The 22,635-nt window shown below is 60.2% G+C and carries 21 protein-coding genes; 11 read left to right on the forward strand and 10 right to left on the reverse strand.

All coding sequences use genetic code 11. The annotated features are described in order from the left end of the window. Positions 1–119: 119 nt before the first annotated feature. Both NIT7645_RS14695 and tdh read left to right on the forward strand, forming a co-directional pair. On the forward strand, positions 120–1,307 hold the full coding sequence (locus NIT7645_RS14695; RefSeq protein WP_050687393.1) for a glycine C-acetyltransferase: 1,188 nt from the start codon (positions 120–122) through the stop codon (positions 1,305–1,307). 14 nt (positions 1,308–1,321) lie between these two features. Beyond that, complete coding sequence (gene tdh / locus NIT7645_RS14700) at positions 1,322–2,350, forward strand: L-threonine 3-dehydrogenase (protein ID WP_050687448.1); 1,029 nt, start codon at positions 1,322–1,324, stop codon at positions 2,348–2,350. A gap of 132 nt (positions 2,351–2,482) precedes the next feature. Here tdh and NIT7645_RS14705 read toward each other — a convergent pair whose 3' ends face one another. From NIT7645_RS14705 to NIT7645_RS14715, 3 genes are all read right to left on the reverse strand, one after another. Continuing rightward, entirely contained in the window at positions 2,483–3,211 is a 729-nt protein-coding gene (locus tag NIT7645_RS14705) for a metallophosphoesterase family protein (protein ID WP_050687395.1), read from the reverse strand. A 99-nt stretch (positions 3,212–3,310) separates the two neighbouring features. Next, positions 3,311–4,906, reverse strand: coding sequence for a phosphoglycerate dehydrogenase (gene serA, locus NIT7645_RS14710; protein WP_008563274.1), 1,596 nt, complete (start codon positions 4,904–4,906; stop codon positions 3,311–3,313). 104 nt (positions 4,907–5,010) lie between these two features. Further along, positions 5,011–6,156 (reverse strand): phosphoserine transaminase, encoded by a 1,146-nt coding sequence (locus NIT7645_RS14715; RefSeq protein WP_050687397.1) that lies wholly within the window; start codon positions 6,154–6,156, stop codon positions 5,011–5,013. Between the two features lie 303 nt (positions 6,157–6,459). Between NIT7645_RS14715 and serB the strand changes: the two genes are divergently transcribed. The 3 genes from serB to NIT7645_RS14730 all read left to right on the forward strand — a co-directional run bounded on the left by serB (position 6,460) and on the right by NIT7645_RS14730 (position 8,504). Beyond that, positions 6,460–7,335: a phosphoserine phosphatase SerB gene (serB, locus tag NIT7645_RS14720; protein WP_050687450.1), complete on the forward strand. Its 876-nt coding sequence runs from the start codon at positions 6,460–6,462 to the stop codon at positions 7,333–7,335. 4 nt (positions 7,336–7,339) lie between these two features. Beyond that, a complete protein-coding gene (locus tag NIT7645_RS14725) occupies positions 7,340–8,098 on the forward strand; it encodes a TSUP family transporter (RefSeq protein ID WP_008560642.1) in 759 nt (252 codons plus the stop codon). Between the two features lie 91 nt (positions 8,099–8,189). After that, the gene (locus NIT7645_RS14730) at positions 8,190–8,504 is read left to right on the forward strand and encodes a YciI family protein (protein ID WP_050687399.1); all 315 of its coding nucleotides are present in this window, start codon (positions 8,190–8,192) and stop codon (positions 8,502–8,504) included. A gap of 90 nt (positions 8,505–8,594) precedes the next feature. On the opposite strand, the gene NIT7645_RS14735 is transcribed toward NIT7645_RS14730, so the two are convergent. Continuing rightward, positions 8,595–9,593 (reverse strand): asparaginase, encoded by a 999-nt coding sequence (locus NIT7645_RS14735; RefSeq protein WP_037302629.1) that lies wholly within the window; start codon positions 9,591–9,593, stop codon positions 8,595–8,597. A gap of 170 nt (positions 9,594–9,763) precedes the next feature. Here NIT7645_RS14735 and NIT7645_RS14740 point away from each other — a divergent pair, with 170 nt between their 5' ends. Both NIT7645_RS14740 and rlmN read left to right on the forward strand, forming a co-directional pair. After that, entirely contained in the window at positions 9,764–10,294 is a 531-nt protein-coding gene (locus NIT7645_RS14740; protein WP_008559150.1) for an invasion associated locus B family protein, read from the forward strand. A 190-nt stretch (positions 10,295–10,484) separates the two neighbouring features. Then, the gene (gene rlmN, locus NIT7645_RS14745; RefSeq protein WP_046211507.1) at positions 10,485–11,675 is read left to right on the forward strand and encodes a dual-specificity RNA methyltransferase RlmN; all 1,191 of its coding nucleotides are present in this window, start codon (positions 10,485–10,487) and stop codon (positions 11,673–11,675) included. Between the two features lie 33 nt (positions 11,676–11,708). Here the strand turns inward: rlmN and NIT7645_RS14750 are convergent, their stop codons facing one another. Continuing rightward, positions 11,709–12,947, reverse strand: a complete 1,239-nt coding sequence (locus tag NIT7645_RS14750) for a M10 family metallopeptidase C-terminal domain-containing protein (protein ID WP_050687401.1) — start codon at positions 12,945–12,947, stop codon at positions 11,709–11,711. Positions 12,948–13,337: 390 nt separating this feature from the next. On the opposite strand from NIT7645_RS14750, the gene NIT7645_RS14755 reads away from it, so the two are divergent. Then, positions 13,338–13,547: a hypothetical protein gene (locus NIT7645_RS14755; RefSeq protein ID WP_008561548.1), complete on the forward strand. Its 210-nt coding sequence runs from the start codon at positions 13,338–13,340 to the stop codon at positions 13,545–13,547. Positions 13,548–13,637: 90 nt separating this feature from the next. Here NIT7645_RS14755 and NIT7645_RS14760 read toward each other — a convergent pair whose 3' ends face one another. Further along, positions 13,638–14,486: an LOG family protein gene (locus NIT7645_RS14760; RefSeq protein ID WP_008562750.1), complete on the reverse strand. Its 849-nt coding sequence runs from the start codon at positions 14,484–14,486 to the stop codon at positions 13,638–13,640. Positions 14,487–14,683: 197 nt separating this feature from the next. Here NIT7645_RS14760 and NIT7645_RS14765 point away from each other — a divergent pair, with 197 nt between their 5' ends. The 3 genes from NIT7645_RS14765 (at position 14,684) to dapD (ending at position 17,215) form a co-directional block, all read left to right on the forward strand. Next, positions 14,684–15,622, forward strand: a complete 939-nt coding sequence (locus tag NIT7645_RS14765; RefSeq protein WP_050687403.1) for a threonine/serine dehydratase — start codon at positions 14,684–14,686, stop codon at positions 15,620–15,622. A 54-nt stretch (positions 15,623–15,676) separates the two neighbouring features. After that, the gene (locus NIT7645_RS14770) at positions 15,677–16,276 is read left to right on the forward strand and encodes a GntR family transcriptional regulator (protein WP_050687405.1); all 600 of its coding nucleotides are present in this window, start codon (positions 15,677–15,679) and stop codon (positions 16,274–16,276) included. 111 nt (positions 16,277–16,387) lie between these two features. After that, entirely contained in the window at positions 16,388–17,215 is an 828-nt protein-coding gene (gene dapD / locus NIT7645_RS14775; RefSeq protein ID WP_008562399.1) for a 2,3,4,5-tetrahydropyridine-2,6-dicarboxylate N-succinyltransferase, read from the forward strand. Positions 17,216–17,405: 190 nt separating this feature from the next. Here dapD and hutU read toward each other — a convergent pair whose 3' ends face one another. The 4 genes from hutU to hutI are packed head-to-tail and all read right to left on the reverse strand — an operon-like array spanning position 17,406 to position 22,598. Then, on the reverse strand, positions 17,406–19,085 hold the full coding sequence (hutU, locus tag NIT7645_RS14780; protein WP_050687407.1) for a urocanate hydratase: 1,680 nt from the start codon (positions 19,083–19,085) through the stop codon (positions 17,406–17,408). Continuing rightward, positions 19,082–19,867 (reverse strand): N-formylglutamate deformylase, encoded by a 786-nt coding sequence (gene hutG / locus NIT7645_RS14785; protein ID WP_050687409.1) that lies wholly within the window; start codon positions 19,865–19,867, stop codon positions 19,082–19,084. The genes hutU and hutG overlap by 4 nt, the downstream gene beginning before the upstream one ends. Further along, positions 19,864–21,387: a histidine ammonia-lyase gene (gene hutH, locus NIT7645_RS14790; protein ID WP_050687411.1), complete on the reverse strand. Its 1,524-nt coding sequence runs from the start codon at positions 21,385–21,387 to the stop codon at positions 19,864–19,866. The genes hutG and hutH overlap by 4 nt, the downstream gene beginning before the upstream one ends. Continuing rightward, on the reverse strand, positions 21,384–22,598 hold the full coding sequence (gene hutI, locus NIT7645_RS14795; protein WP_050687413.1) for an imidazolonepropionase: 1,215 nt from the start codon (positions 22,596–22,598) through the stop codon (positions 21,384–21,386). The genes hutH and hutI overlap by 4 nt, the downstream gene beginning before the upstream one ends. Between the last annotated feature and the right edge of the window lie 37 nt (positions 22,599–22,635).

Raw genomic sequence — 22,635 nt, forward strand, 5'->3', positions numbered from 1 at the left:
GTCAGATCAAAAGACGGGTTTCCGATTTCACGGATTTATGTCCGTTATCATGAAATCCCCTATTTCGGAAAATAATCCGTTATGATAGAACTCCGACTCGAACGAGAAGGAGTTCCCGCATGTCTACCGATTTTCTGACCGACATCTCCAAGACCCTGGAAGAGATCAAAGCCGATGGTCTCTACAAGCGGGAACGAATGATCACCTCCCCGCAGGGGGGTGAGATCCGGGTTGGCGATGCTGAGGTCATCAATCTGTGCGCCAACAATTATCTCGGTTTGGCGGATCATCCCGACCTTATCGCGGCAGCACGCGGTGTCATGGATGACAAGGGTTTTGGCATGGCCTCTGTCCGCTTCATCTGCGGCACCCAGGACATTCACCGCGAACTGGAGCAACGCCTGGCGAAGTTCCTGGGCAAGGATGATGCGATCCTGTTCGCCGCCTGTTTCGACGCCAATGGCGGTCTGTTCGAACCGCTGCTGGGGCCGGAGGATGCGATCATCTCCGACAGCCTGAACCATGCGTCGATCATCGATGGCATCCGGCTGTGCAAGGCCAAGCGCTACCGCTACCTGAACAGCGACATGAACGACCTTGAGGCCTGGCTGAAGCAGGCTCGCGAGGACGGTGCGCGGCACATCATGATCGCGACCGATGGCGTGTTCTCGATGGACGGTTATCTGGCGAAACTGCCAGAAATCCGGGCACTGGCCGACAAATACGATGCCATCGTGATGGTGGATGACTGCCACGCCACCGGTTTCATGGGCGCGACGGGCGCCGGCACGCCGGAGCATTTCGGGGTGGACGTTGATATTGTCACCGGGACATTGGGCAAAGCACTTGGGGGGGCCATCGGCGGCTATATCGCCGGGCCGCAGCCAGTGATCGACCTGCTGCGGCAGCGGGCGCGGCCCTATCTGTTCTCCAATTCGCTGCCGCCATCGATTGTTGCTGCCGGGCTGGAGGCGATCCGGTTGGTGGAGGAAGGCGACAGCCTGCGGGCGCAGCTTTTCGAGAACGCGAAATACTGGCGGGCGGGGCTGGAAAAACTTGGCTTTGATCTCTTGCCGGGTGAGCACCCGATCATCCCGGTGATGCTGGGCGAGGCGCAGCTGGCGCAGGACATGGCGGCACGTCTGTTCGACGAGGGCGTCTATGTCTCTGGCTTCTTCTTCCCCGTCGTGCCACGCGGCCAGGCGCGCATCCGGACGCAGATGAATGCGGCTCTAACACGGGAGGAACTGGACCGTGCGCTGGCCGCATTTGGCAAGGTCGGCAAGGAACTGGGGATTGTGTCATGAGCCGACCCAACACGATGAAGGCGCTGGAAAAGAGCCATCCGCAGGAGGGTCTGTGGATGGTGCAGGCGCCGGTGCCGGAGATCGGCCCCGACGAGGTGCTGATCAAGGTGAAGAAGACCGGAATTTGCGGCACCGATATTCACATCTGGAACTGGGACGAATGGGCATCGCACACCGTGCCGGTGCCGATGATCACCGGCCATGAGTTCGCGGGCGAGATCGTCGAAATCGGGCGCGATGTTACAGATCTGGCGGTGGGTCAGCGCTGCTCTGGCGAGGGGCATCTGATCAAGACCGACTCGCGCCAGAGCCGGGCCGGCAAGTTCCACCTGGACCCCGGCACCCGCGGCATCGGGGTGAACGAGCAGGGGGCTTTTGCCCAGTATCTGAAACTGCCGGCCTTCAACGTGGTGCCGCTGCCGGATGACATTCCGGACGAAATCGGCGCCATTCTCGATCCGCTCGGGAATGCGGTGCATACCGCGCTGAGCTTTGATCTGCTGGGCGAGGACGTGCTGATCACCGGCGCAGGTCCCATTGGCATCATGGCGGCTGCGGTGGCGAAACATGCCGGCGCGCGGCATGTGGTGATCACCGACATCAACCCGGACCGATTGGCGCTGGCGGAACATGTGGTGCCGGCGGTGCGCGCGGTGAACGTGGCGCAGGAAGACCTGCAGGACGTGGTGCGCGAGCTGGGCCTGAAACAGGGGTTCGACGTCGGGCTGGAGATGTCCGGATCGCAGGCCGCGCTAGACCAGATGGTGGAGGCACTGGTGATGGGCGGCAAGATTGCCCTGTTGGGCATTCCCCCGGGCAAGTCGCCGGTCGACTGGTCGCGCATCGTGTTCAAGGCGATCACCATCAAGGGCGTTTACGGCCGCGAGATGTTCGAAACCTGGTACAAGATGATCGCGATGCTACAGAACGGTCTGGATGTAAGCCGGGTGATCACCCACCGCTTTGGCGTCGATGATTTTGCCGACGGCTTTGCGGCGATGAAATCCGGGGCCAGCGGCAAGGTGGTGCTAGACTGGATGTAAAGCTGCGTTGAGGGGGCTTTGCCCCCTCGCGCCCATGGCTGGGCTTTGCCCGTTCGGGTCTGAAATGATCCCCGGATCATTTCTGGGACGACCCTCACCCCCAGAGTATTTGTTGAAAGATGAAGACGCCCGTCAGGGGGCCAACCTGCGCCTACCGGTTTCATCAAGGAGCCAGCTTTTGTTTTGGTCAAAGACGGCAACGCTGAGTGGTTTTCCGTAGCCTGCGCCGGTGTCGAGGTTGACCCGATTGCCGTAGTGTGTTGCCCGGTCGACAGGTGTGTGCCCATGCACGATGAGTTTCGGGTGGGGTGCTGCGTGATTGTGAAAGGCCTGACGGATCCAGACCAGATCATTTTCCGATTGCTTTGCAAGGGGCACATCAGGGCGAATGCCTGCATGTACAAACGCGATATCCGCTGTTTCATGCATCGGCTCTAGTGCGCGCAGAAAGGCGACATGCTGTTCAGGCACCGCGCTAAGGGCCTCTGCATGCAGGTCTTCCAGCCGTGTTTTGTCGGTGAAGGTCAGCCCATAGCTCTCCAGCGTTTCGCGCCCACCCAGCCGGTCATGCAGCCAATGATAGCCCACCAGAAGATGCGGGTCATGGCGGGGTGTATCCTCCATGAACCAAGAAAACATGCGGTCATGATTGCCGAGCAAAGTGACCCAGTTGCGCCCCTCCGACTGACCACGGATCAGAAGGTCAATCACGGCCCGGCTGTTTGCGCCGCGGTCGATGTAGTCGCCAAGAAAAACCACCTTTGCATCCTGTCCGCCGTCTGCGGTGATGTGGTCAAGGGCTTGTTCCAGCATCTCCAGCTGGCCGTGAATGTCACCGATTGCATAGGTTGGGGCTGTCATGGTGGGCTCCTGCAAATGGTAAAATGGAAGGCTGAAATGAAATACGCCGCCCTTATATCGGGGCGGCGTATCTGAGGGAATGTTTATCGGACTTTCAGATCAGACAACGTCAAACGCCAAGGGCTTGATCTGGGTGAAGAGACCCGTCTCTGCGAGTTTGGCCCGTGCCTCTGCCGGGACAGGTTCATCTACGTAGAGAAGCGCGATTGCTTCGCCACCGGCGTCAGAGCGTCCAAGGGTAAAGTTCGCGATATTCACGTCGTTGTCGCCCATTGTCTTACCCAGAGCGCCAATGATCCCCGGCACGTCTTCGTTTGTGGTGTAGAGCATGTGCGCACCCACTTCGGCATCGATGTTGATGCCCTTGATCTGGATAAAGCGCGGCTTGCCGTCAGAGAACACAGTCCCCGCGACAGAACGTTCGCGCTTGGCGGTGACGACAGTCACCTTGATATAGCCATCAAAGGTGCCGGATTTGTCCTGGTTTGTGGTCGAGATCTGGATGCCACGTTCTTTGGCCACCACGGGCGCAGAGACCATGTTCACGTCCGGGTTCACGTTTTTCATGATGCCCGCGATCACCGCGCAGTTCAGGGCGTCCAGGTTCATGCCGGACACGACACCGTCATAAAGCACATTGATGGCCACGATCGGCTCGTCCGACATCTGCCCGGCAAAAGAGCCAAGATGATCGGCCAGCTTGATCCACGGTCCCATGACTTTGGCCTCTTCAGCGGTGACGGACGGCATGTTCAATGCGTTTTCAACCGCGCCATCGAGCAGGTAGTTCGACATCTGCTCGGCCACCTGCAGAGCAACATTTTCCTGTGCTTCGGTTGTTGCGGCGCCAAGATGCGGTGTGCAGACGACGTTGGGCAGGCCGAACAGCGGATTTTCCTTGGCGGGTTCAACCGAGAACACGTCAAAGGCGGCACCTGCAACATGGCCAGAGGTCAGCAGTTCTGCCAGGGCGGCCTCATCCACCAGACCACCGCGGGCACAGTTGATAATGCGCACGCCCTTCTTGGTTTTTTCCAGGTTTTCCTTGGACAGGATGTTGCGGGTCTGGTCGGTCAGCGGCACATGCAGCGTGATGAAATCCGCCCGCGCGAGCAGCTCTTCCAGCTCAACCTTTTCGACGCCCATCTTGTCGGCTTTTTCGGTGCTGAGGAAGGGATCATAGGCGACAACCTTCATCTTGAGACCGCGGGCCCGGTCGCAGACGATGCCACCGATGTTGCCGGCACCGATAACGCCGAGCGTCTTGTTGGTCAGCTCAACCCCCATGAACTTGGATTTTTCCCATTTGCCTGCATGAGTGGAGACCGAGGCCTCTGGCAGCTGTCGGGCAACCGCGAACATCATGGCGATCGCGTGTTCGGCGGTGGTGATCATGTTGCCGAAGGGTGTGTTCATGACGATCACACCTTTCTTGGAGGCCGCTTCCTTGTCGACATTGTCGGTGCCGATGCCGGCGCGACCCACCACCTTGAGGTTGGTGGCGGCTTCGAGGATCTTTTCGGTTACCTTGGTGGCAGAGCGAATGGCAAGGCCATCATATTGGCCGATGATCTCTGCCAGCTTGTCCTTGTCTTTGCCCACGTCGGGAAGGAAATCCACATCGATGCCGCGGTCGCGGAAAATCTGGACGGCGGTTTCCGAGAGTTTGTCGGAGACGAGTACTTTGGGAGCCATTGGTTTGGTCCTTTATCTGCGGGGGCCGCTTGCGGCCTGAATTCGGAGAGAGCAGCCCGATCCAAGGCGGGCTACTGGTCTGTCAGATGTCGACGGCGCGGGGGTCAGGCTTGTGCCGCGATTTCGGCCTCAAAGGCCCATTCGAGCCAGGGCAGCATCACCTCGATATCCGAGGTTTCCACCGTGCCGCCGCACCAGACGCGCAGTCCTGCGGGGGCGTCACGATAAGCGCCAATGTCCAGAGCGATCTCTTCCGCTTCCAGGCGCTTGGCGACCGCCTTGGCAAAGGCCGTCCCATCTTGAATGCGCTCGTCGGTGAATTTCAGGCAGACTGACGTATTGGAGCGCGTTGCAGGATCCTGCGCCAGATTGGCAATCCACGGACGGTTGGCACAGAAATTGAAAATCGCCTGCGCATTTGCGTCAGCGCGTGCTTTCAACCCGTCAAGCCCACCAACAGACCGGGCCCAATCCAGCGCCAGCAAATAGTCTTCGACTGCCAGCATGGACGGTGTGTTGATTGTTGCACCTTTGAAGATGCCATCAATCAGCTTGCCACCCTTGGTCAGGCGAAAAATCTTGGGCAGGGGCCATGCAGGTGTGTAGCTTTCCAGTCGTTCCACGGCGCGCGGCGAAAGGATGATCATGCCGTGTGCGGCCTCGCCGCCCAGAACCTTCTGCCAGGAGAAGGTGGTCACATCCAGTTTGTCCCAAGGCAGGTCCTGGGCAAATGCAGCGGAGGTCGCATCGCAGATGGTGAGCCCCGCCCGGTCGTCAGCGATCCAATCGCCGTTTGGCACCCGCACCCCGGAAGTGGTGCCGTTCCAGGTGAAGACAACATCGTTGTTGAAATCGACGGAAGCCAGATCGACCAGCTCTCCGTAGTCGGCGGTTTTCACAACCGCGTCGATCTTTAGCTGTTTGACCACATCGGTGACCCAGCCTGCGCCAAAACTTTCCCAGGCGAGCATCTCGGTGCCGCGCGCTCCCAGCAGGTTCCACATCGCCATTTCAACAGCGCCGGTGTCAGAGGCGGGCACGATCCCGATTTTGTAATCTGCCGGAACGCCTAGGATCTCACGGGTGCCTTCAATCGCGGCAAGCAGTTTTTCCTTGCCGACAGCGGCACGGTGGCTGCGACCCAAGGGGGCGCCTGCGAGTTTGGTCAGATCATATGCGGGGGGTTTGGCGCAGGGGCCAGAAGAAAAACGCGGGTTGGCCGGCCGCGTTGCCGGTTGTTCAATAGCCATGAATGCTACCCTTCCAGATAAGCGCCTCTCGTTGGGGAGAGGTGTCCCACAGACAGGGCTACTGGCTGAACTCGCGTCGAACAATACGGAAAATGGCAGATTGCGGCCATTCTTCCATCAATAGCGACGCATTTTGACGCCTTTCGGAAACAGATGCCTTCTGCGGGTGCAGCATGGCGCAGTTGGCGGACCAGTGGCTGGGCCATTCGGCGGTTTCGGGCGAGCAGAGATGAATCAGGGGCTTGGCGGGATCGGGGAGAGGGGCGTATGACTGGCGCAACCCATATGACCGGAGCCTCTTTCATGTTTGTTGCTACGCTGCTGTGCGATCCGACCTCTCCGACCCTTGCGCCTGCTTTGGTCGAATCCCTGCGCAATGCCTGGGGTGGGGGTGATGCGCAGTGGCTTGCACCGGATGAGGCTGCCGAGTTCACGCTGGAGCATCGCCCGGATAATCAATGGGATGTCTGGGCGGATCTGCAGCAGATGGGTGTCGATCTGGTCGTCCAACCCGCCGCCGGGCGCCGTAAAAAGATGCTGTTGGCGGATATGGACAGCACGATGATCCAGCAGGAATGTATTGACGAACTTGCCGAAGAGGCAGGCGTAGGTGCACGGGTCAAGGACATCACCGCGCGCGCCATGAACGGAGAGCTGGATTTCGAAGGTGCTCTGACCGAACGCGTCGCTCTCTTGAAAGGGCTGCCGGAAAGCGTGATCGACGAGGTGCTGGAAAACCGCATCACACTGATGCCTGGGGGCAAGGCACTTCTCGCCACCATGAAGGCAGATGGCGCCTATGCTGCGCTTGTCTCTGGTGGGTTCACGGCCTTTACGGCAAAGGTTGCTGCGGAGCTGGGGTTTGATGAGAACCGGGCCAACACTCTGATGGTTGAGGATGGCAAGCTGACCGGAGAGGCCGCGCGTCCGATTCTGGGCCGGGCTGCAAAGGTCGAAGCCCTGGAACAGATTACAGCGCGCCTTGGGCTGTCAGAGGCGGATGTCATGGCGGTTGGTGACGGGGCCAATGATCTGGGCATGTTGGGGCGTGCGGGCGCGGGTGTCGCCCTACACGCCAAACCATCGGTTGCGGCTGAATGTGATATTCGTATCAACCACGGCGACCTGAGCGCGCTTCTGTTTATCCAGGGCTACGCACGGTCCGAATTCAAAGGCTAAATTTATGTTCGAAGTCGGTTTCGACATCCTGCTGCTGTTGATGGCGGCAGGGTTTGCTGCGGGGTTTATTGATGCTGTGGCCGGGGGCGGGGGCCTGATCACTGTCCCGGTTTTGCTGCTGGCAGGTGCCAATCCCATTACCGCGCTTGCAACCAACAAGATCCAAGGTCTGTTCGGGGCTGCCACCGCTGCGCTCAGTTATGCGCGAGGCGGACATGTGAACCTGCGCGAGCAGGCGGGGTCTGCGTTGATTGCCGGGATTGCCTCTGTTGCGGGGGCGTTGCTGGTGTCTGTGCTGCCGACCGATTGGATCCGCCTTATCTTGCCCGTCCTTTTGATCGGGATCGCGGTGTTCTTTGCCACCAAGAAGGGGCTTGATGACAGTGATCGCGCTCGTCGGGTGTCGCCGTTCGTATTTGCTGCGACCATCGTGCCGCTATGCGGGGCCTATGACGGGCTCTTGGGGCCGGGAGCGGGCAGTTTTTACATGCTCGGTTTTGTATCTTTGGCGGGCTATGGTATTCTGCGGGCAACTGCCCACACTAAGTTGCTGAATTTCGCGTCCAATGCGGGCGCGCTTTTGGCATTTGCATTCGTCGCTACCCCTTGGTGGGCGGTCGGTTTGGCAATGGGAGTGGCACAGATTGCCGGAGCGCGCGCCGGTGCTGGAATGGCGCAGAAACAGGGTGCGCGACTGATCAAACCACTGTTGGTTCTAACGTCAGTGGTGCTTGCTCTGCGTTTGTTGTGGGACATGCTCTGACAGGCGTTGGCGGGTCACAGCTAGGGGCGTGTGCTGATCTTTCCGGCGTTTGGTTGACCGTGCTGAACCAAATCCCAAGGAGGAAAGACCGATGCCACAGTTCATTTTCGCCTACCATGGCGGCAAGACACCTGAAACCGAAGCAGAGACCAGCAAGGTCATGGCGGCGTGGTCCAGCTGGATGGAAGGGCTGGGGCAGGCGCTTGTGGTGCCTGGCGCGCCGGTTGGTCTGTCGCGGACGGTCCACCATGGCGGAGTAGACGACAATGGTGGCGCCAATCCCCTGTCAGGCTATTCGATTGTTGAAGCTCCGGACCAGCAGGCCGCATGTGACATGGCCAAGGATTGCCCAATGGTCGTCATGGGCGACGGCAGCGTCGAGGTTGCGGAAATCATAGAAATGTAGGCCCGACAGTCTGAACCGGTTGATCCGAAACAGATGCGCCCCGAACGGAGGCAATCCGTTCAGGGCGGCAATTCAGGTGTTTCACCTAATTCAGAACAGCAGCTCAGCTGCCGGGCGGATTTCTCCGCAGTTGACGTTTCGCCGGTTCATCAGCGGTGCATAGCGATACTTGCGCGTCATTGGGTGTTCTGGATCGAGCACTCCAAGACCCACAAGAATGCTTGCGATTGCGCATTCGCTCGCACGGGTTGCACCATCCGTGATTTTCAGTGCCACGCCCAATTTCTGTTCCGGCAGAATCGCAATGAAAACGGCTTCGGCGCCTGTCTTGATCGCGACTTTCCCGCCCATGGCCCGCATCAGATTGGTACAGGCCCGTGTCTCCCCTGCAACCAGCTCGGGGTGAGCGGTCATCGCAGCGACCAGCTGTTGTGCTGCGTCAGCATCGCGATCCGATCGATCCGCAGCAGAGGCAAACCATGCCATCGCGCGGGCCAGACCTTTGACAGTGGTTGCAAAATTCGGGGCAGAGCAGCCATCGATGCCATATCCCGGGCTGGCCTCATCCGTTACCTGTTCAAAGGCAGTGCGGCAGGCCTGCTGCACCGGGTGGTCGATGTCGATATATTCCGGGCCAGCGCCAAGATGCTGGTTGAGCGTCAGAAAGCCTGCATGTTTGCCGGAACAGTTGTTGTGGACCTGACAGGGGCTGCTGTCTGTCTTGATCAGGGCGTTGCGGGCAGGGATATCATCAGGCAGTTGCGGGCCGCAGCGAAAGTCATTGTCACTGAGCGCCAGCTGATCCAGCCATTTGTTCACCCGGCTTGTGTGGATTTCTGCGCCATTGTGCGATGCACAGGCCAGCGCCAGCTGCTCAGAGGTCAGGCCGTATTTTGCTGCCGCACCAGAGGTGATCAGCGGCAGCGCCTGAATCATTTTGGCAGAGCTGCGCGGATAGATCACGGCGTTCGGATCCCCCCAGCTGCGTTCGATCTCGCCCTTCGCGTTGCACACCACGGCGTGTCCGAGATGCAGGCTTTCCAGAAGGGGACCGCGCCAGACTTCGGTCATGGGTACGGGGTTGGTCATCACAAACGCCTTTCCTGTTGGCAATTTCCCGCCAAAACGGGCTTTCACCCGTGGCGATAGTTACGTTAGTGTGTATGAGTACACAAGCGAGGGGAACGGGACCAGACGGCGAATGCAACGCCGCATGACCCTTGCTAGTTTGAGGTAAGACAGTCTTGGAGTCGGGACAAATGACATCAAAACTCGTCCGCAGCATCGCGGGCCTGTGTCTGGCCGCAATGGCCACCAGCGCAACCGCACAGCAGGCAGAAACTGACAATCGCGTCGCCAGCAATGTCGACTGGAGTGTGTTCCAGGGCGAGAGCCCGAAAGAATGCTGGGGTGTTTCTGCCCCCAAGGAAACTGTCAACACGCGTGATGGGCGGGTCAAAGCCGTGCGCCGTGGCAAGATCCAGCTGTTTGTCTTCTTCCGTCCCGACAGCGGCAAGAGTGGCCAGATCACCTTTACCGGTGGCTATCCGTTCGCACCCGGCTCTACCGTGAACATGGCTGTCGGCGATTCCGAATTTGAACTGTTCACCGAAGGTGAATGGGCTTGGCCTGCGACTGCCTCTGATGACGCCAAGATCATTACGGCGATGAAACGTGGTGCCCAGGCTGTTTTGATTGGCCGCTCCGCCCGTGGCACCCAGACGAAGGATACGTTCTCCCTTCTCGGCTTTACAGCTGCCGTTGAAGAGGCCGAGAAGCGCTGCTTCTGATCCAGGCCTTTTTGTCCGCTCTCAGAAACCCCGGCTGGTGTCGGGGTTTTTTGTTTTTGCCCCCGACACTCCGCTGGTCCGCGCTGGGCGCGGGGCAGCTATGCGCTGTTTTTTGCAGGATTCCTTTTGATCTCGGGCTAAATTCCTATATAGAGCCGCATCCACCGCCACAGCCACGAGTTTCGTTGCCATGACCGTCAAAGCGCCGATCACCCAGGATGTCATGACCCTGCCCCGCAAACTGCCCGAGGGCGGCAAGATCAATCTTGTCGGTCTGACCCGTGAGCAGATGCGCGATGTGCTGATTGAAAATGGCACTCCTGAAAAGCAGGCAAAGATGCGTGTGGGCCAGATCTGGCAATGGATCTACCAATGGGGCAAACGCGACTTTGAAGAGATGACCAATCTCGCCAAGGGGTACCGTGCGCAATTGGCAGAGACCTTCGAAATTGCAGTGCCAGAGGTGGTCAGCAAACAGGTTTCGACGGATGGGACACGTAAATACCTCGTGCGGATTGCGGGCGGCCACGAAGTTGAGGTGGTCTATATCCCGGAGGATGACCGCGGCACGCTATGTGTGTCATCCCAGGTTGGCTGCACTCTGACATGTTCTTTCTGTCACACCGGCACCCAGAAGCTGGTTCGCAACCTCACACCCGGCGAAATCATCGGGCAGGTTATGATGGCACGTGATGATCTGGAGGAATGGCCCACCCCCGGTGCACCAAAGGACGAGACGCGGCTTTTGTCCAACATCGTCCTGATGGGGATGGGAGAGCCGCTATACAACTTTGAAAACGTCCGAGACGCGATGAAGATTGCGATGGACCCGGAAGGTATCTCTCTGAGTCGCCGCCGGATTACCCTGTCGACCTCTGGCGTTGTGCCGGAAATCGCGCGAACGGCGCAGGAAATCGGATGCCTGCTGGCAATCTCCTTCCATGCGACCACAAACGAGGTGCGCGACGTTCTGGTGCCAATCAACAAACGCTGGAACATCGACGAGCTGCTGCAGGCGCTCGCGGACTATCCCAAGGCATCGAATTCCGAACGGATCACTTTCGAATACGTGATGCTGGATGGTGTGAATGACAGCGATGAAGACGCGCACCGTCTCATCGATCACATCAAGCGGTATAAAATCCCCGCCAAGATCAATTTGATTCCGTTCAATGAATGGCCCGGCAGCCCGTATAAGCGGTCTTCAAACAATCGCATCCGGGCGTTTGCGAACATCATCTACCAGGCGGGTTATGCGTCTCCGATCCGCAAGACGCGAGGTGATGATATCATGGCGGCATGTGGACAGCTGAAATCTGCAACCGAGCGCGCGCGCAAGAGCCGCAAACAAATCGAGGCCGAGGCGGGACTGAACCCCTGACCCCCGGCCTCGCTGGGCAGGTCCCCGGCTGCCTCAACTGAAAATGAAATCCGATCCTGTCAGGGGGTCGGTGTATCCGGCCAGAATCAGCTCAAAGAAGTCCGTGTATTGGATGGTTGTGCTGTTTGCCCCGACCGTGATCGTGAGCTGACTGATATCTGTCAGCCACAGCCCCGACAGGTCTATGACATCCGCACCGCGACCAAAATCGGTGATATGGTCAGTTTCGCCCATATCCGCGTGGTCAAACACAAAGGCGTCGGCGCCAAAACCGCCATTCAGCGTGTCAGCGCCATCGCCACCGACCAGTGTGTCCCTTCCATTGCCCCCGAACAGCCGGTCGCGGCCAGCGCCGCCCTCCAACCGATCGTATCCACGCTGCCCGTACATCGTGTCATTGTCCGGTCCGCCGGAATGACCATCGTCGGTCAACCCACCGATCAAAACGTCATAGCCTTGTCCGCCGATCAGCCGGTCATCTCCGAGCCCGCCAACCAGCGTATCGCGCCCGCCCGAGCCGCGCAGGATGTCGTCTGCTTCTCGTCCCTGAATGTGGTCATGTCCACCGCGGCCGTTAAGTGTGGTGGATTGATCTGTTCCCATCATCCGGTCGCCATCGGCACTGCCGCGAATGATGATCCGGCTGCTTCCGCCGCCGACAATCTCCCAGCCATCAAAGCTGTCGGATGTGCCGTAGAGGTGCTGCATCGCCTGAACGTCAAAGGTGCCCAGTTCGGTCACGTAGTCGGGGGCGTGATTGTATGTCATCACCGTCAGCTCTGGTCGGTCCCAGGTCGGTTCCAGTGTCAAGCTGCCATCATGTGAATGCTGCAGGCCAAGAGCGTGGCCCAGCTCGTGCATCATCACGATATGGCCGTAGGTTCCAGGCGTCAGATCTGTTTCGCCAGACGTCAGCGCACCGGATCCGGTATAGCCGGACCCGGAATAGGCGATGTTGGCATAGCCATCTGCGCTGCCCCCATCAAAGCCGTAGATATTGATCATCGAAGGGCCATCCACCTCGACAAAGCGCACGCCCGCGATGGCTTCGTACTGATCAAACACAGCCTGTGCCCGCGCTTGTTGGGTCGCATCAAAGGACCAGTAGCCCGTGGCGCCAACCGGATCCTGAGTAACGTCAGGCAGGTTTCCCGGAAGGGTAAAGCTGTAGGTGATAACGGCCTGTGTGCCGACCGCGAACGGTGAGTTCCAGCGGAAGTGGTCACCTTCCAAATAATACAGCAGCGCTGTGTAGTCTGTGATTCTGGGCATCGTCCCGCTCCACTCTCGGTTGAGGTATACTCTCGTCAATGAATGTGGCCATGATGGGTCGAATTTTGGGGGATTCTGGGTGCTGCAGGGCAGGGCTCACAGCCGTGTCGACATTCAGGGCATGAGAATCAAGCGGTTAGAATGGTGACGTCGGTTTCGCAGGTGGATCAAGGCTGTGCCCGATCCAAAGGAGGAGCCGCATCAATCGCCTGTCCAAACCAGATTTCGCACTCCTCAAGCAAGGAATCAGCCCGTGTTGCCCTCTGCTATTAGGGGGCTGGCTGCACTGCGGCTTTGCGCGCCCAGAAATTTCCTCAATTGCGGTACATTTCTGCCATTCGCGGCCGACAGTTTCCAAATCGTAGACAGTCAGTGAAAGGGAAAAAGACCATGGCACGTCACACTCCGGCCGCTGCGCCGATCGAACCGCAAGTTCTGGATCTTGTGCGCGAAGAACGCATCAAGGCCTTGAGCGCACGGGAATGGAAATTTCGCCTGCGCGGCTATGGCTATGCAATCAAGGACGTGGAGGGCGAGCAGGTTCTGACACGCCTGCCTCAGGGCCAGCCGCTTGGGGTGCTTCCACCCGAATTTGCCTGAACGCATCAGGCCTCAGAACGATCAAGGCCCGCCTGATCCGCGATGGAACCAGGCAGGCCCTGAATATGTCCTGTCAGAACGATGTCTGACTCAGCAGTCGCGGCCAGGCAGCTTGTCACGGGCGGGTGCAGGCTCCCAGTTGTCGATGATATGCAGCGCTTCCTCGGCGGTTTCGACAAAGCGGAACAGATCAAGATCCTCATCCGAGATCGTGCCGGCGTCGGCCAGCGCATCCCAATTGATGATTTTTTCCCAAAAAGCACGACCAAATAGCAGGAAGGGGACACGCTCCATCCGGCCAGTTTGAATCAGGGTCAGGCTTTCAAACATCTCATCCAGTGTCCCGAAGCCGCCCGGAAAAATCGTGATGGCACGGGCGCGCATCAGGAAATGCATTTTGCGGATCGCGAAGTAGTGAAAGTTGAAGCACAGGTCAGGCGTGACATATTCATTCGGCGCCTGCTCATGCGGCAAAACGATATTCAGCCCGATCGAAGCCCCTCCGGCATCAATTGCCCCCCGGTTTCCGGCCTCCATCACACCAGGGCCGCCGCCCGTGACGATCACATCTGTCTTGCCCCCGTTGGCCATTGATTTTTCCGTCATGAGGCGGGCGAATTTGCGGGCCTCGTCGTAGAAATGGGACAGATCACGCAGGGTTTGTGTGCGGGCCTTTTCCTTGTCCGCCGGCGCAGGAATACGGGCGCCTCCAAACATGACGATTGTGCTCTCGATGCCATGCTCATCCAGCATCATCTGCGGCTTCAGCAGCTCCAATTGCAGGCGGACTGGCCGCAGCTCATCCCGGCACAGGAAATCATCGTCAGCAAACGCCAGCCGATAGGCCGGGGCTTCGGTCTGCGGGGTCGAAGGGACGTGCTCTGCGCGGTCGCGGTCGGAATGTGCATCCCGCAAACGGCTGTGGCGATCATCAGTCATGGCAAACCTATTCTTCTGTATAATAAACCGGAAGTTCAGTAGTAGCTGTTCGACAGGCATGGCGCCAGAGCCGATCCCGTGTCACAACCGATGGTGAAGAAACGTCATCAGGCTGATTATTTTTTGGGCCGTGACGTCCGCCTTGTACCAATGGGACGGACCATTACGCTTGGCGCGCAGGAAAGAAGGATTTGATCATGCATTGGACACAGGATATCGGCGCCGCAGAGACCCGTATCCGGGGCTATGTGCAGCGTACCCCAGTGCTGGACACAACCGCATTCGGCCTGGAACACCCCATCGCGCTGAAGCTTGAGCACATGCAGCACACCGGTAGTTTCAAGGCGCGTGGAGCTTTCAATACCTTGCTTGGCGGATCTGTGCCTGACGCGGGCATCGTTGCCGCATCAGGGGGCAATCATGGCGCGGCAGTTGCTTTTGCGGCGCAAAAACTGGGGTTTCGGGCGCGCGTCTACGTGCCGGAAATGGCTGGGCCTTCGAAGATCGCGCTGATCCGGGACAGCGGTGCAGATCTGGAAGTCGTGCCAGGCGCCTATGCGAATGCGCTGGAGAAGGCAAAGGCCTACGAGGCAGAAACTGGGGCGGTGCAGGTCCATGCTTATGATGCCCCCGCAACTGTGATCGGACAGGGCACGTGTTTTGCCGAATGGGATGCGCAGGGGCTTGAGGCGGATACGATCCTCATCGCCGTCGGTGGCGGTGGACTGATTGCCGGCGCAATGGCCTGGTATGGCGGGTCAAAGAAGATCATCGCAGTCGAACCGCAAACCAGCCGCGCCCTCAATGCGGCTATTGATGCGGGCGGACCCGTCGATGTTGACGTCTCTGGCGTTGCCGCCAATGCCCTGGGGGCGCGTCGGATTGGATCGATCTGTTACGATCTCGCCAGCTCCGGTGCCGTCAATCTGTCTTCGCTCACGGTGAGTGATGCGGCAATCGTGGAAGCGCAGCGCCGTCTATGGCAGGATCGCCGTATTCTGGTTGAACCTGCGGGGGCAACGGCGCTGGCAGCCCTGACAAGTGGCGCTTACGTTCCCGAGCCGGGTGAACATGTCGCGGTTCTGCTCTGTGGCGGCAATATAGCGCCAAATCCTGTGGATGGCGCAGATGGCTGATATCGGACAACAGGTAGCCAGCCCGTTACTGCGGGTTGGCAACAAGGTCGGCAAATGAACGCGACAATCTCTGATCGGATCTATCACGCTCTGAGCGAGCGGATCGTCAGGGGTGAGCTTCCTGCGGGGGAAAAGCTCCGCCAGGACCATATCGCACGTGAGTTCAACACCAGCCATGTTCCTGTCCGCGAGGCGCTGTTGCGGCTTGAGGCACATGGCCTGGCCCTGTCTATTCCTCGGCGTGGGACCCGTGTCACGGCGCTTGACCCTGCCGAAATCCGCGAAGTGATCGAAATGCGGGTGTCGCTGGAGATTCTGGCTCTGCAAAATGCCTTTGCCCATTTCACACCCGAGGACATCACGGCGGCTGATACCGCACGTCTGGCCTGTGATGCCGCAACCGACATGACCGATTGGGAGCAGAAAAACCGCGCGTTTCATCGGATCATCCTGACGCCCTGTCAAATGCCACGTTTGCTGGCGACAATTGACGATCTGCACATTGCCTCGGCCCGACATCTGTTTGCCAATTGGAAACAGCGCTGGACCCAGCGGGTGGACACGGATCATGCCCTGGTGGTGCAGGCGATGCGTCGGCGCGATGTCACAACCGCCTGCGATATTCTGCGCCGACACCTGCGCCGCGTCCGATAGGGGCGCTGCTGCCGTGTGGATTGACGCAATACGCACATGACCCCGGCGCAAAATGCGGTTATGTAACCGCGACAAGTTGATCTAGCCACTCTCACCCCGGAGATACCACATATGTCCAACGCTCAGCTGGAAACCGCAATCGAGGCCGCCTGGGAGGCCCGTGATACCATCACCCCCGCCACCACAGGTGAGCAGCGCGACGCCATCGAAGAGACCCTGAACGCATTGGACTCCGGCAAACTGCGTGTCGCCGAAAAGCTGGAAAGCGGCGATTGGCATGTGAACCAATGGGCCAAGAAGGCCGTGCTGCTGGGCTTCCGCATCAAGGACATGGAAGAACAGTCCGGTGGCCCGCAGGGCTCTGGCTGGTGGGACAAGGTCGACAGCAAATTCAAAGGCTGGGGCGACAGCCAGTGGAAAGATGCCGGTTTCCGCGCGGTGCCGAACTGCGTGGTTCGCAAATCCGCCTATATTGCTCCCGGCGTGGTTCTGATGCCGTCCTTCGTGAACCTTGGCGCCTATGTCGATGAAGGCACCATGGTCGACACCTGGGCCACCGTTGGCTCCTGTGCTCAAATCGGCAAAAACGTGCACCTGTCCGGCGGCGTTGGCATCGGCGGCGTGCTGGAGCCGATGCAGGCAGGCCCGACCATCATCGAGGACAACTGCTTCATCGGTGCGCGTTCTGAAGTGGTCGAAGGCTGCATCGTGCGTGAAGGTTCGGTTCTGGGCATGGGGGTCTTCATCGGCAAGTCCACCAAGATCGTCGACCGCGAAACCGGTGAAGTGATGTACGGCGAAGTGCCGCCCTATTCTGTTGTCGTCGCAGGCTCGATGCCTTCGAAGAATGGCATCAACCTCTACTGCGCGGTCATCGTGAAGCGTGTGGATGAAAAGACCCGCTCGAAAACCGGGATCAACGAGCTGCTGCGCGACTGATTTTCAGAACAAGTTTGCCACGGAAGCGCGCCCTGTCAAAACGGGGCGCGCTTTCTTTTGTAGGACCGGGGCTTTGCCCCGGACCCCAGAGTATTTTTGGAAAGATGACAGGCAATCCGCCTATCACGTTTCCCCAAGTACTCCGGGGTGAGGCCGTGAGGCCGAGGGGCAGAGCCCCTATGGCCCCTGCCTAGAGAATACCGGGCAGGTTCAGCCCGTGCTCGCGCGCGCAGTCCTTGGCGATGTCGTACCCCGCATCCGCGTGGCGCATGACGCCGGTGGCCGGGTCGTTCCACAGCACACGGCCGATGCGGCGGTCGGCGTCCTCGGTCCCGTCACAGCAGATCACCACGCCGGAATGCTGCGAGAAGCCCATGCCAACGCCGCCGCCGTGGTGCAACGACACCCAGGTCGCGCCGGAGGCGGTGTTCAGCAGCGCGTTCAAGAGCGGCCAGTCGGAGACAGCGTCAGAGCCGTCCATCATCGCCTCGGTCTCGCGGTTGGGGGACGCCACAGAGCCCGAGTCCAGATGGTCGCGGCCAATCACCACTGGTGCGGACAATTCGCCATTACGGACCATCTCGTTGAAGGCAAGGCCCGCTTTGTGGCGGTCGCCGAGGCCGATCCAGCAGATCCGCGCGGGCAGGCCCTGAAACGCAATGCGCTCCTGTGCCATGTCCAGCCAGCGGTGCAGGCCCTCGTTTTCGGGGAACAGCTCCTTCATCTTAGCGTCGGTCTTGCGGATATCCTCCGGGTCGCCCGACAGCGCACACCAGCGGAACGGGCCGATGCCCTTGCAGAACAGTGGGCGGATATAGGCGGGCACAAAGCCAGGGAAGTCAAAGGCGTTCTCCAGCCCTTCCTCCAGCGCCATCTGGCGGATATTGTTGCCGTAATCGACGGTGGGAACACCCATCGCGTGGAAGTCGCACATCGCCTTGACCTGCACCTTCATGGAGGCGCGAGCGGCCTTTTCTACTGCTTTAGGATCTGTTTCGCGCATTTCCTTCCACTGCGCCATGCTCCAGCTCTGCGGCAGGTAGCCGTTGACCGGGTCGTGTGCAGAGGTTTGGTCGGTCACGATATCAGGCTTCACGCCGCCCGCCTTGGCGCGCTCGACCAGTTCGGCAAAGACATCCGCCGCATTACCCAGAAGGCCCACGGACTTTGCCTCGCCTGCGGCGGTCCAGCGCTCGATCATCTCCAGCGCCTCGTCCAGGGTCTCGGCCTTCTCGTCCAGGTATTTGGTGCGCAGGCGGAAGTCGATGCTGTCGGGGTTGCACTCCACCGCCAGGCAGCAGGCACCGGCAAATACGGCTGCCAGCGGCTGGGCGCCACCCATGCCGCCGAGGCCGCCGGTCAGGATCCACTTACCCTTCAGGTCGCCGCCGTAATGCTGGCGGCCCGCCTCGGCAAAGGTCTCATAGGTGCCCTGCACGATGCCCTGCGTGCCGATATAAATCCAGGAGCCGGCCGTCATCTGGCCGTACATCATCAGGCCCTTCTTATCGAGCTCGTTGAAGTGGTCCCAGTTGGCCCAATGCGGCACCAGGTTGGAGTTGGCGATCAGCACCCGCGGCGCGTCCTTGTGGGTCTGGAACACGCCGACCGGCTTGCCGGACTGCACCATCAGGGTCTGGTCGTCGTCGAGGTTCTTCAGGGTCTCGACGATCAGGTCGAAATCCTTCCAGGTGCGCGCGGCGCGGCCGATACCACCATAGACCACCAGCTCATGCGGGTTTTCGGCGACGTCGGGATGCAGGTTGTTCATCATCATCCGCATCGGCGCCTCGGTAACCCAATGCTTGGCAGTGATTTCCGGGCCGGTGGGCGGAAAGATATCGCGGGTGTTCTTGCGGGGATCGCTCATGCCGAGGGCCTCCAGTTTTTGAGATCGGTCAGAATGTTGGTGAGATGGGCGCGCAGTTGTCCTGCGCGTTCCGGCTGATAGGGCCAGGGGGGGCTTTCATGGCAGTAGGTGGCCTGCGCCAGTTCCATCTGGATCGCGTGCAAGCCCTCAGCCGGCCGCCCGTAATGGCGGGTGGTCCAGCCGCCCTTGAAACGGCCATTGAGGACTGAGCTATAGCCCTCCGCCGCTTCGCAATGGGCCACGGTCAGCGCCTCGATCGACGCGTCGCAGGTTTCGCCCATGTTGGTGCCCACGTTGAAATCCGGCAGGCGGCCCTCGAACAGGAACGGAATATCGCCGCGGATCGAGTGGCAATCGTATAGGATGGCAAAACCGTGGATACCCTTCACCCGCTCCAGCTCCGCCGCCAGCGCGGCGTGATAGGGCGCGTGATAAGCGTCGCGGCGGCGGGTGATTTCCGCCTCTTCCGGTTCCTTGCCCCCCTGCCAGATCGGAAGGCCGTCGAAATCGGTCAGCGGTATCAGAGTGGTGGTGTTTTGCCCTGGATAGAGACTGATACCCATGGGATCGCGGTTCACGTCGATCACATAACGGTGGATCGGCGTGCGGACGGTTGTGACGTCCTCCACCAGCCCCGAATACAGGTCATGGATATGCCAGTCGGTATCGGCCAGCGCCTTGCCGGTCTCGTTCAGACAGTCCCAGATTTTCGGCGGCACATCGGTGCCGGTGTGGGGCAGGCCCAGCACCAGCGGCGATGAACCTTGGGTGACGTCGATCATGCCGCCACCTTGACGCCAGCGGCATCGGCCACGCGGCCTGCACGGACCATGGCGCTGGCGGCTTCAATATCCGGCGCCAGATAGCGGTCCTCCTCCAGCGAGGGGATATCGGCGCGCAGCATTGCCAGCACGTCCTGCAGGCGGGCCGAGGTTTGCAGCGGTGCGCGCGCCTCCACCCCTTGCGCGGCACAGAGCATCTCGACGCCTAGGATCACCGACAGGTTCGCGTTCATCCTGGTCAGACGCAGCGCGCCGTGGGCGGCCATCGAAACGTGGTCCTCCTGGTTGGCGGACGTGGGCGTCGAGTCCGTCACGCAGGGGTTTGCCAGATGCTTGTTCTCGCTCATCAGCGCGGCGGTGGTGACCTCGGCAATCATGAAGCCGGAGTTCAGGCCGGGATCGGGCGTCAGGAACGGCGGCAGGTCGTGGCTCAGGGTGGGATCCACCATCAATGCGATGCGGCGCTGGCCGATGGCGCCGATTTCAGCGATGGCTAGCGCGATCTGATCTGCGGCAAAGCCCACGTATTCAGCGTGAAAATTCCCGCCAGAAACGATCTGATTGCGCTCAACCAGCACCAGCGGGTTATCGGTGACGGCGTTGGCCTCGATCTCCAGCGTTTTGGCGGCCATCCGCAGCACGTCCAGCGCCGCGCCCACCACCTGCGGCTGGCAGCGGATGCAATAGGGATCCTGCACCCGGGTGTCGCCTTCGCGGTGGCTCTCGCGGATTTCCGAGCCATCCATGATAGCGCGCATCTCGCGGGCCACGTCGATTTGCCCGGCATGGCCGCGCAGAGAGTGGATATCCGCCACCAGCGGCGCGGTGGAGCCCATGATGGCGTCCGTGGTCAGCGACGCAATCGCCATCGACGCCTCTGCCATGCGCCAGGCGTCAAACAGCCCGGCCAAGGCGCAGGCGGTGGAGAACTGGGTGCCGTTGATCAGCCCCAGCCCTTCCTTGGGGCCCAGAATAATAGGCTCTAATCCGGCCTTTTTCAGGGCTTCCCCGCTCGACATTCGGGTGCCCTCAAAGGTGGCTTCTCCCGCTCCGATCATCGCCGCTGCCATATGCGCCAGCGGCGCGAGGTCGCCAGAGGCCCCAACCGAGCCCTGCGACGGGATCACCGGAATGACGCCGCGCTCCAGCATTTGCTCGATCTGTTCGATCACCAGCCATCGCACGCCCGACGCGCCGCGGCCCATCGACAGCAGTTTCAGCGTCATCATCAGTCGGGTCTTGTCCTCGGGCAGCGGCTCACCCACGCCGCAGCAATGGCTGAGGATCAGGTTGCGCTGCAGAGTGGCGGTGTCTTCCGGTGCGATCTTGGTCGAGGCGAGTTTGCCGAACCCGGTGTTGATGCCGTATACGGCTGCCTCACCAGCGGCGGCCTCGGCCACCATCCGGGCTGCGGCCTCTACCGGTTCGCGGGCAGATGCGTCCAGTTTGGCCGGGGTCAGGTTGCGGTAGATATCTTCCAGCGTAGCAAGCGTTACTGTGCCGGGGATCATCTTGATCATTGGTTGCCCTCATAGATACGGGTGTAAAGCGGGTTAAAGCCGATGCGGTAGGCCAGTTCGCCGGGCGTTTCGACATCCCAGACCGCCAGATCGGCGCGCATGCCGGCGGCGATCTGGCCACGGTCTGCCAGCCCCAGCGCGCGGGCGGCGTTGTGCGTGACGCCTGCCAGAGCCTCCTCCGGCGTCATGCGGAACAGGGTGCAGCCCATGTTCATCGTCAACAGCAGCGAAGTCATTGGAGAGGAGCCGGGGTTGCAGTCGGTGGCCAGAGCCATCGGCACGCCGTGGGCGCGGAAATGTTCAATCGGAGGCATCTGCGTTTCGCGGATGGTGTAGAAGGCACCGGGCAGGATCACGGCAACGGAGCCCGCCGCGGCCATCGCCCTGGCGTCGTCCTCAGTCGCATACTCCACGTGATCGACCGACAATGCACCGTACTGCGCCGCCAATGCGGTGCCGCCCTGATGGCTCAGCTGTTCGGCGTGCAGTTTCACCGGCAGGCCCAATTCCTGCGCCACCTTGAACACACGTTCGATCTGGGCAGGCGCAAAGGCGATGTTTTCGCAGAAGCCGTCGACCGCATCCACCAGCCCCTCCGCATGGGCGGCGTGCAGGGCGGGGATGCAGATCTGATCGATGTAGTCATCATCGCGGCCCTTGTATTCGGCTGGTGTGGCATGGGCACCGAGGAAGGTGGTTTTCACCGTCACCGGGCGCAGTTTGCCCAGACGGCGGGCAGCGCGCAGCATGTTCAGCTCGGTCTCTTGGTCCAGCCCGTAGCCCGATTTGACCTCTACCACTGTGGCGCCCTCTGCGATCAGCGCATCCAGACGCGGCAGGGCGTCCTCGACCAGCTTCTCCAGCGTGGCCTCACGGGTGGCCGAAACGGTTGAGACGATGCCGCCCCCTGCGCGGGCCACCTCTTCATAAGATGCCCCATTCAGGCGCATCTCGAACTCCATCGCGCGGTTGCCGCCAAAGACGATATGCGTGTGGCAGTCGATCAGGCCCGGTGTGATCAGGCGGTTTTGCATCGGCTTCCTTTGCCAATCGGCATAGTGATCCGGCACCTCGTTGGCCTGTCCCACCCATGCAATCCTACCGTCTTGCACGGCAATCGCAGCATCGCGCAACAGCCCGTAGGCCGTGTCACCTGGAACCATGGTGGCGAGTGTGGCGTCGGTTATCAGATAGGGGGAGCTGTTGCTCATGAGGGCCTCGCAAAAGAGCTTGTCCGCCAGAATGTAT

The organism is Phaeobacter italicus (assembly GCF_001258055.1).
Classification (GTDB): Bacteria; Pseudomonadota; Alphaproteobacteria; order Rhodobacterales; family Rhodobacteraceae; genus Phaeobacter; species Phaeobacter italicus.

What these genes read in the sequence shown, in the direction of transcription:
- NIT7645_RS14740 (WP_008559150.1), top strand. Translation starts at nt 9,764, where the DNA reads ATGACATCAAAACTCGTCCGCAGCATCGCGGGCCTGTGTCTGGCCGCA.
- hutH (WP_050687411.1), bottom strand. Translation starts at nt 21,387, where the DNA reads ATGATCAAGATGATCCCCGGCACAGTAACGCTTGCTACGCTGGAAGAT.
- NIT7645_RS14770 (WP_050687405.1), top strand. Translation starts at nt 15,677, where the DNA reads ATGAACGCGACAATCTCTGATCGGATCTATCACGCTCTGAGCGAGCGG.
- serB (WP_050687450.1), top strand. Translation starts at nt 6,460, where the DNA reads ATGTTTGTTGCTACGCTGCTGTGCGATCCGACCTCTCCGACCCTTGCG.
- NIT7645_RS14705 (WP_050687395.1), bottom strand. Translation starts at nt 3,211, where the DNA reads ATGACAGCCCCAACCTATGCAATCGGTGACATTCACGGCCAGCTGGAG.
- hutI (WP_050687413.1), bottom strand. Translation starts at nt 22,598, where the DNA reads ATGAGCAACAGCTCCCCCTATCTGATAACCGACGCCACACTCGCCACC.
- dapD (WP_008562399.1), top strand. Translation starts at nt 16,388, where the DNA reads ATGTCCAACGCTCAGCTGGAAACCGCAATCGAGGCCGCCTGGGAGGCC.
- NIT7645_RS14725 (WP_008560642.1), top strand. Translation starts at nt 7,340, where the DNA reads ATGTTCGAAGTCGGTTTCGACATCCTGCTGCTGTTGATGGCGGCAGGG.
- hutU (WP_050687407.1), bottom strand. Translation starts at nt 19,085, where the DNA reads ATGAGCGATCCCCGCAAGAACACCCGCGATATCTTTCCGCCCACCGGC.
- NIT7645_RS14715 (WP_050687397.1), bottom strand. Translation starts at nt 6,156, where the DNA reads ATGGCTATTGAACAACCGGCAACGCGGCCGGCCAACCCGCGTTTTTCT.
- NIT7645_RS14750 (WP_050687401.1), bottom strand. Translation starts at nt 12,947, where the DNA reads ATGCCCAGAATCACAGACTACACAGCGCTGCTGTATTATTTGGAAGGT.
- serA (WP_008563274.1), bottom strand. Translation starts at nt 4,906, where the DNA reads ATGGCTCCCAAAGTACTCGTCTCCGACAAACTCTCGGAAACCGCCGTC.
- NIT7645_RS14755 (WP_008561548.1), top strand. Translation starts at nt 13,338, where the DNA reads ATGGCACGTCACACTCCGGCCGCTGCGCCGATCGAACCGCAAGTTCTG.
- rlmN (WP_046211507.1), top strand. Translation starts at nt 10,485, where the DNA reads ATGACCGTCAAAGCGCCGATCACCCAGGATGTCATGACCCTGCCCCGC.
- NIT7645_RS14735 (WP_037302629.1), bottom strand. Translation starts at nt 9,593, where the DNA reads ATGACCAACCCCGTACCCATGACCGAAGTCTGGCGCGGTCCCCTTCTG.
- hutG (WP_050687409.1), bottom strand. Translation starts at nt 19,867, where the DNA reads ATGATCGACGTCACCCAAGGTTCATCGCCGCTGGTGCTGGGCCTGCCC.
- NIT7645_RS14760 (WP_008562750.1), bottom strand. Translation starts at nt 14,486, where the DNA reads ATGACTGATGATCGCCACAGCCGTTTGCGGGATGCACATTCCGACCGC.
- NIT7645_RS14695 (WP_050687393.1), top strand. Translation starts at nt 120, where the DNA reads ATGTCTACCGATTTTCTGACCGACATCTCCAAGACCCTGGAAGAGATC.
- tdh (WP_050687448.1), top strand. Translation starts at nt 1,322, where the DNA reads ATGAAGGCGCTGGAAAAGAGCCATCCGCAGGAGGGTCTGTGGATGGTG.
- NIT7645_RS14765 (WP_050687403.1), top strand. Translation starts at nt 14,684, where the DNA reads ATGCATTGGACACAGGATATCGGCGCCGCAGAGACCCGTATCCGGGGC.
- NIT7645_RS14730 (WP_050687399.1), top strand. Translation starts at nt 8,190, where the DNA reads ATGCCACAGTTCATTTTCGCCTACCATGGCGGCAAGACACCTGAAACC.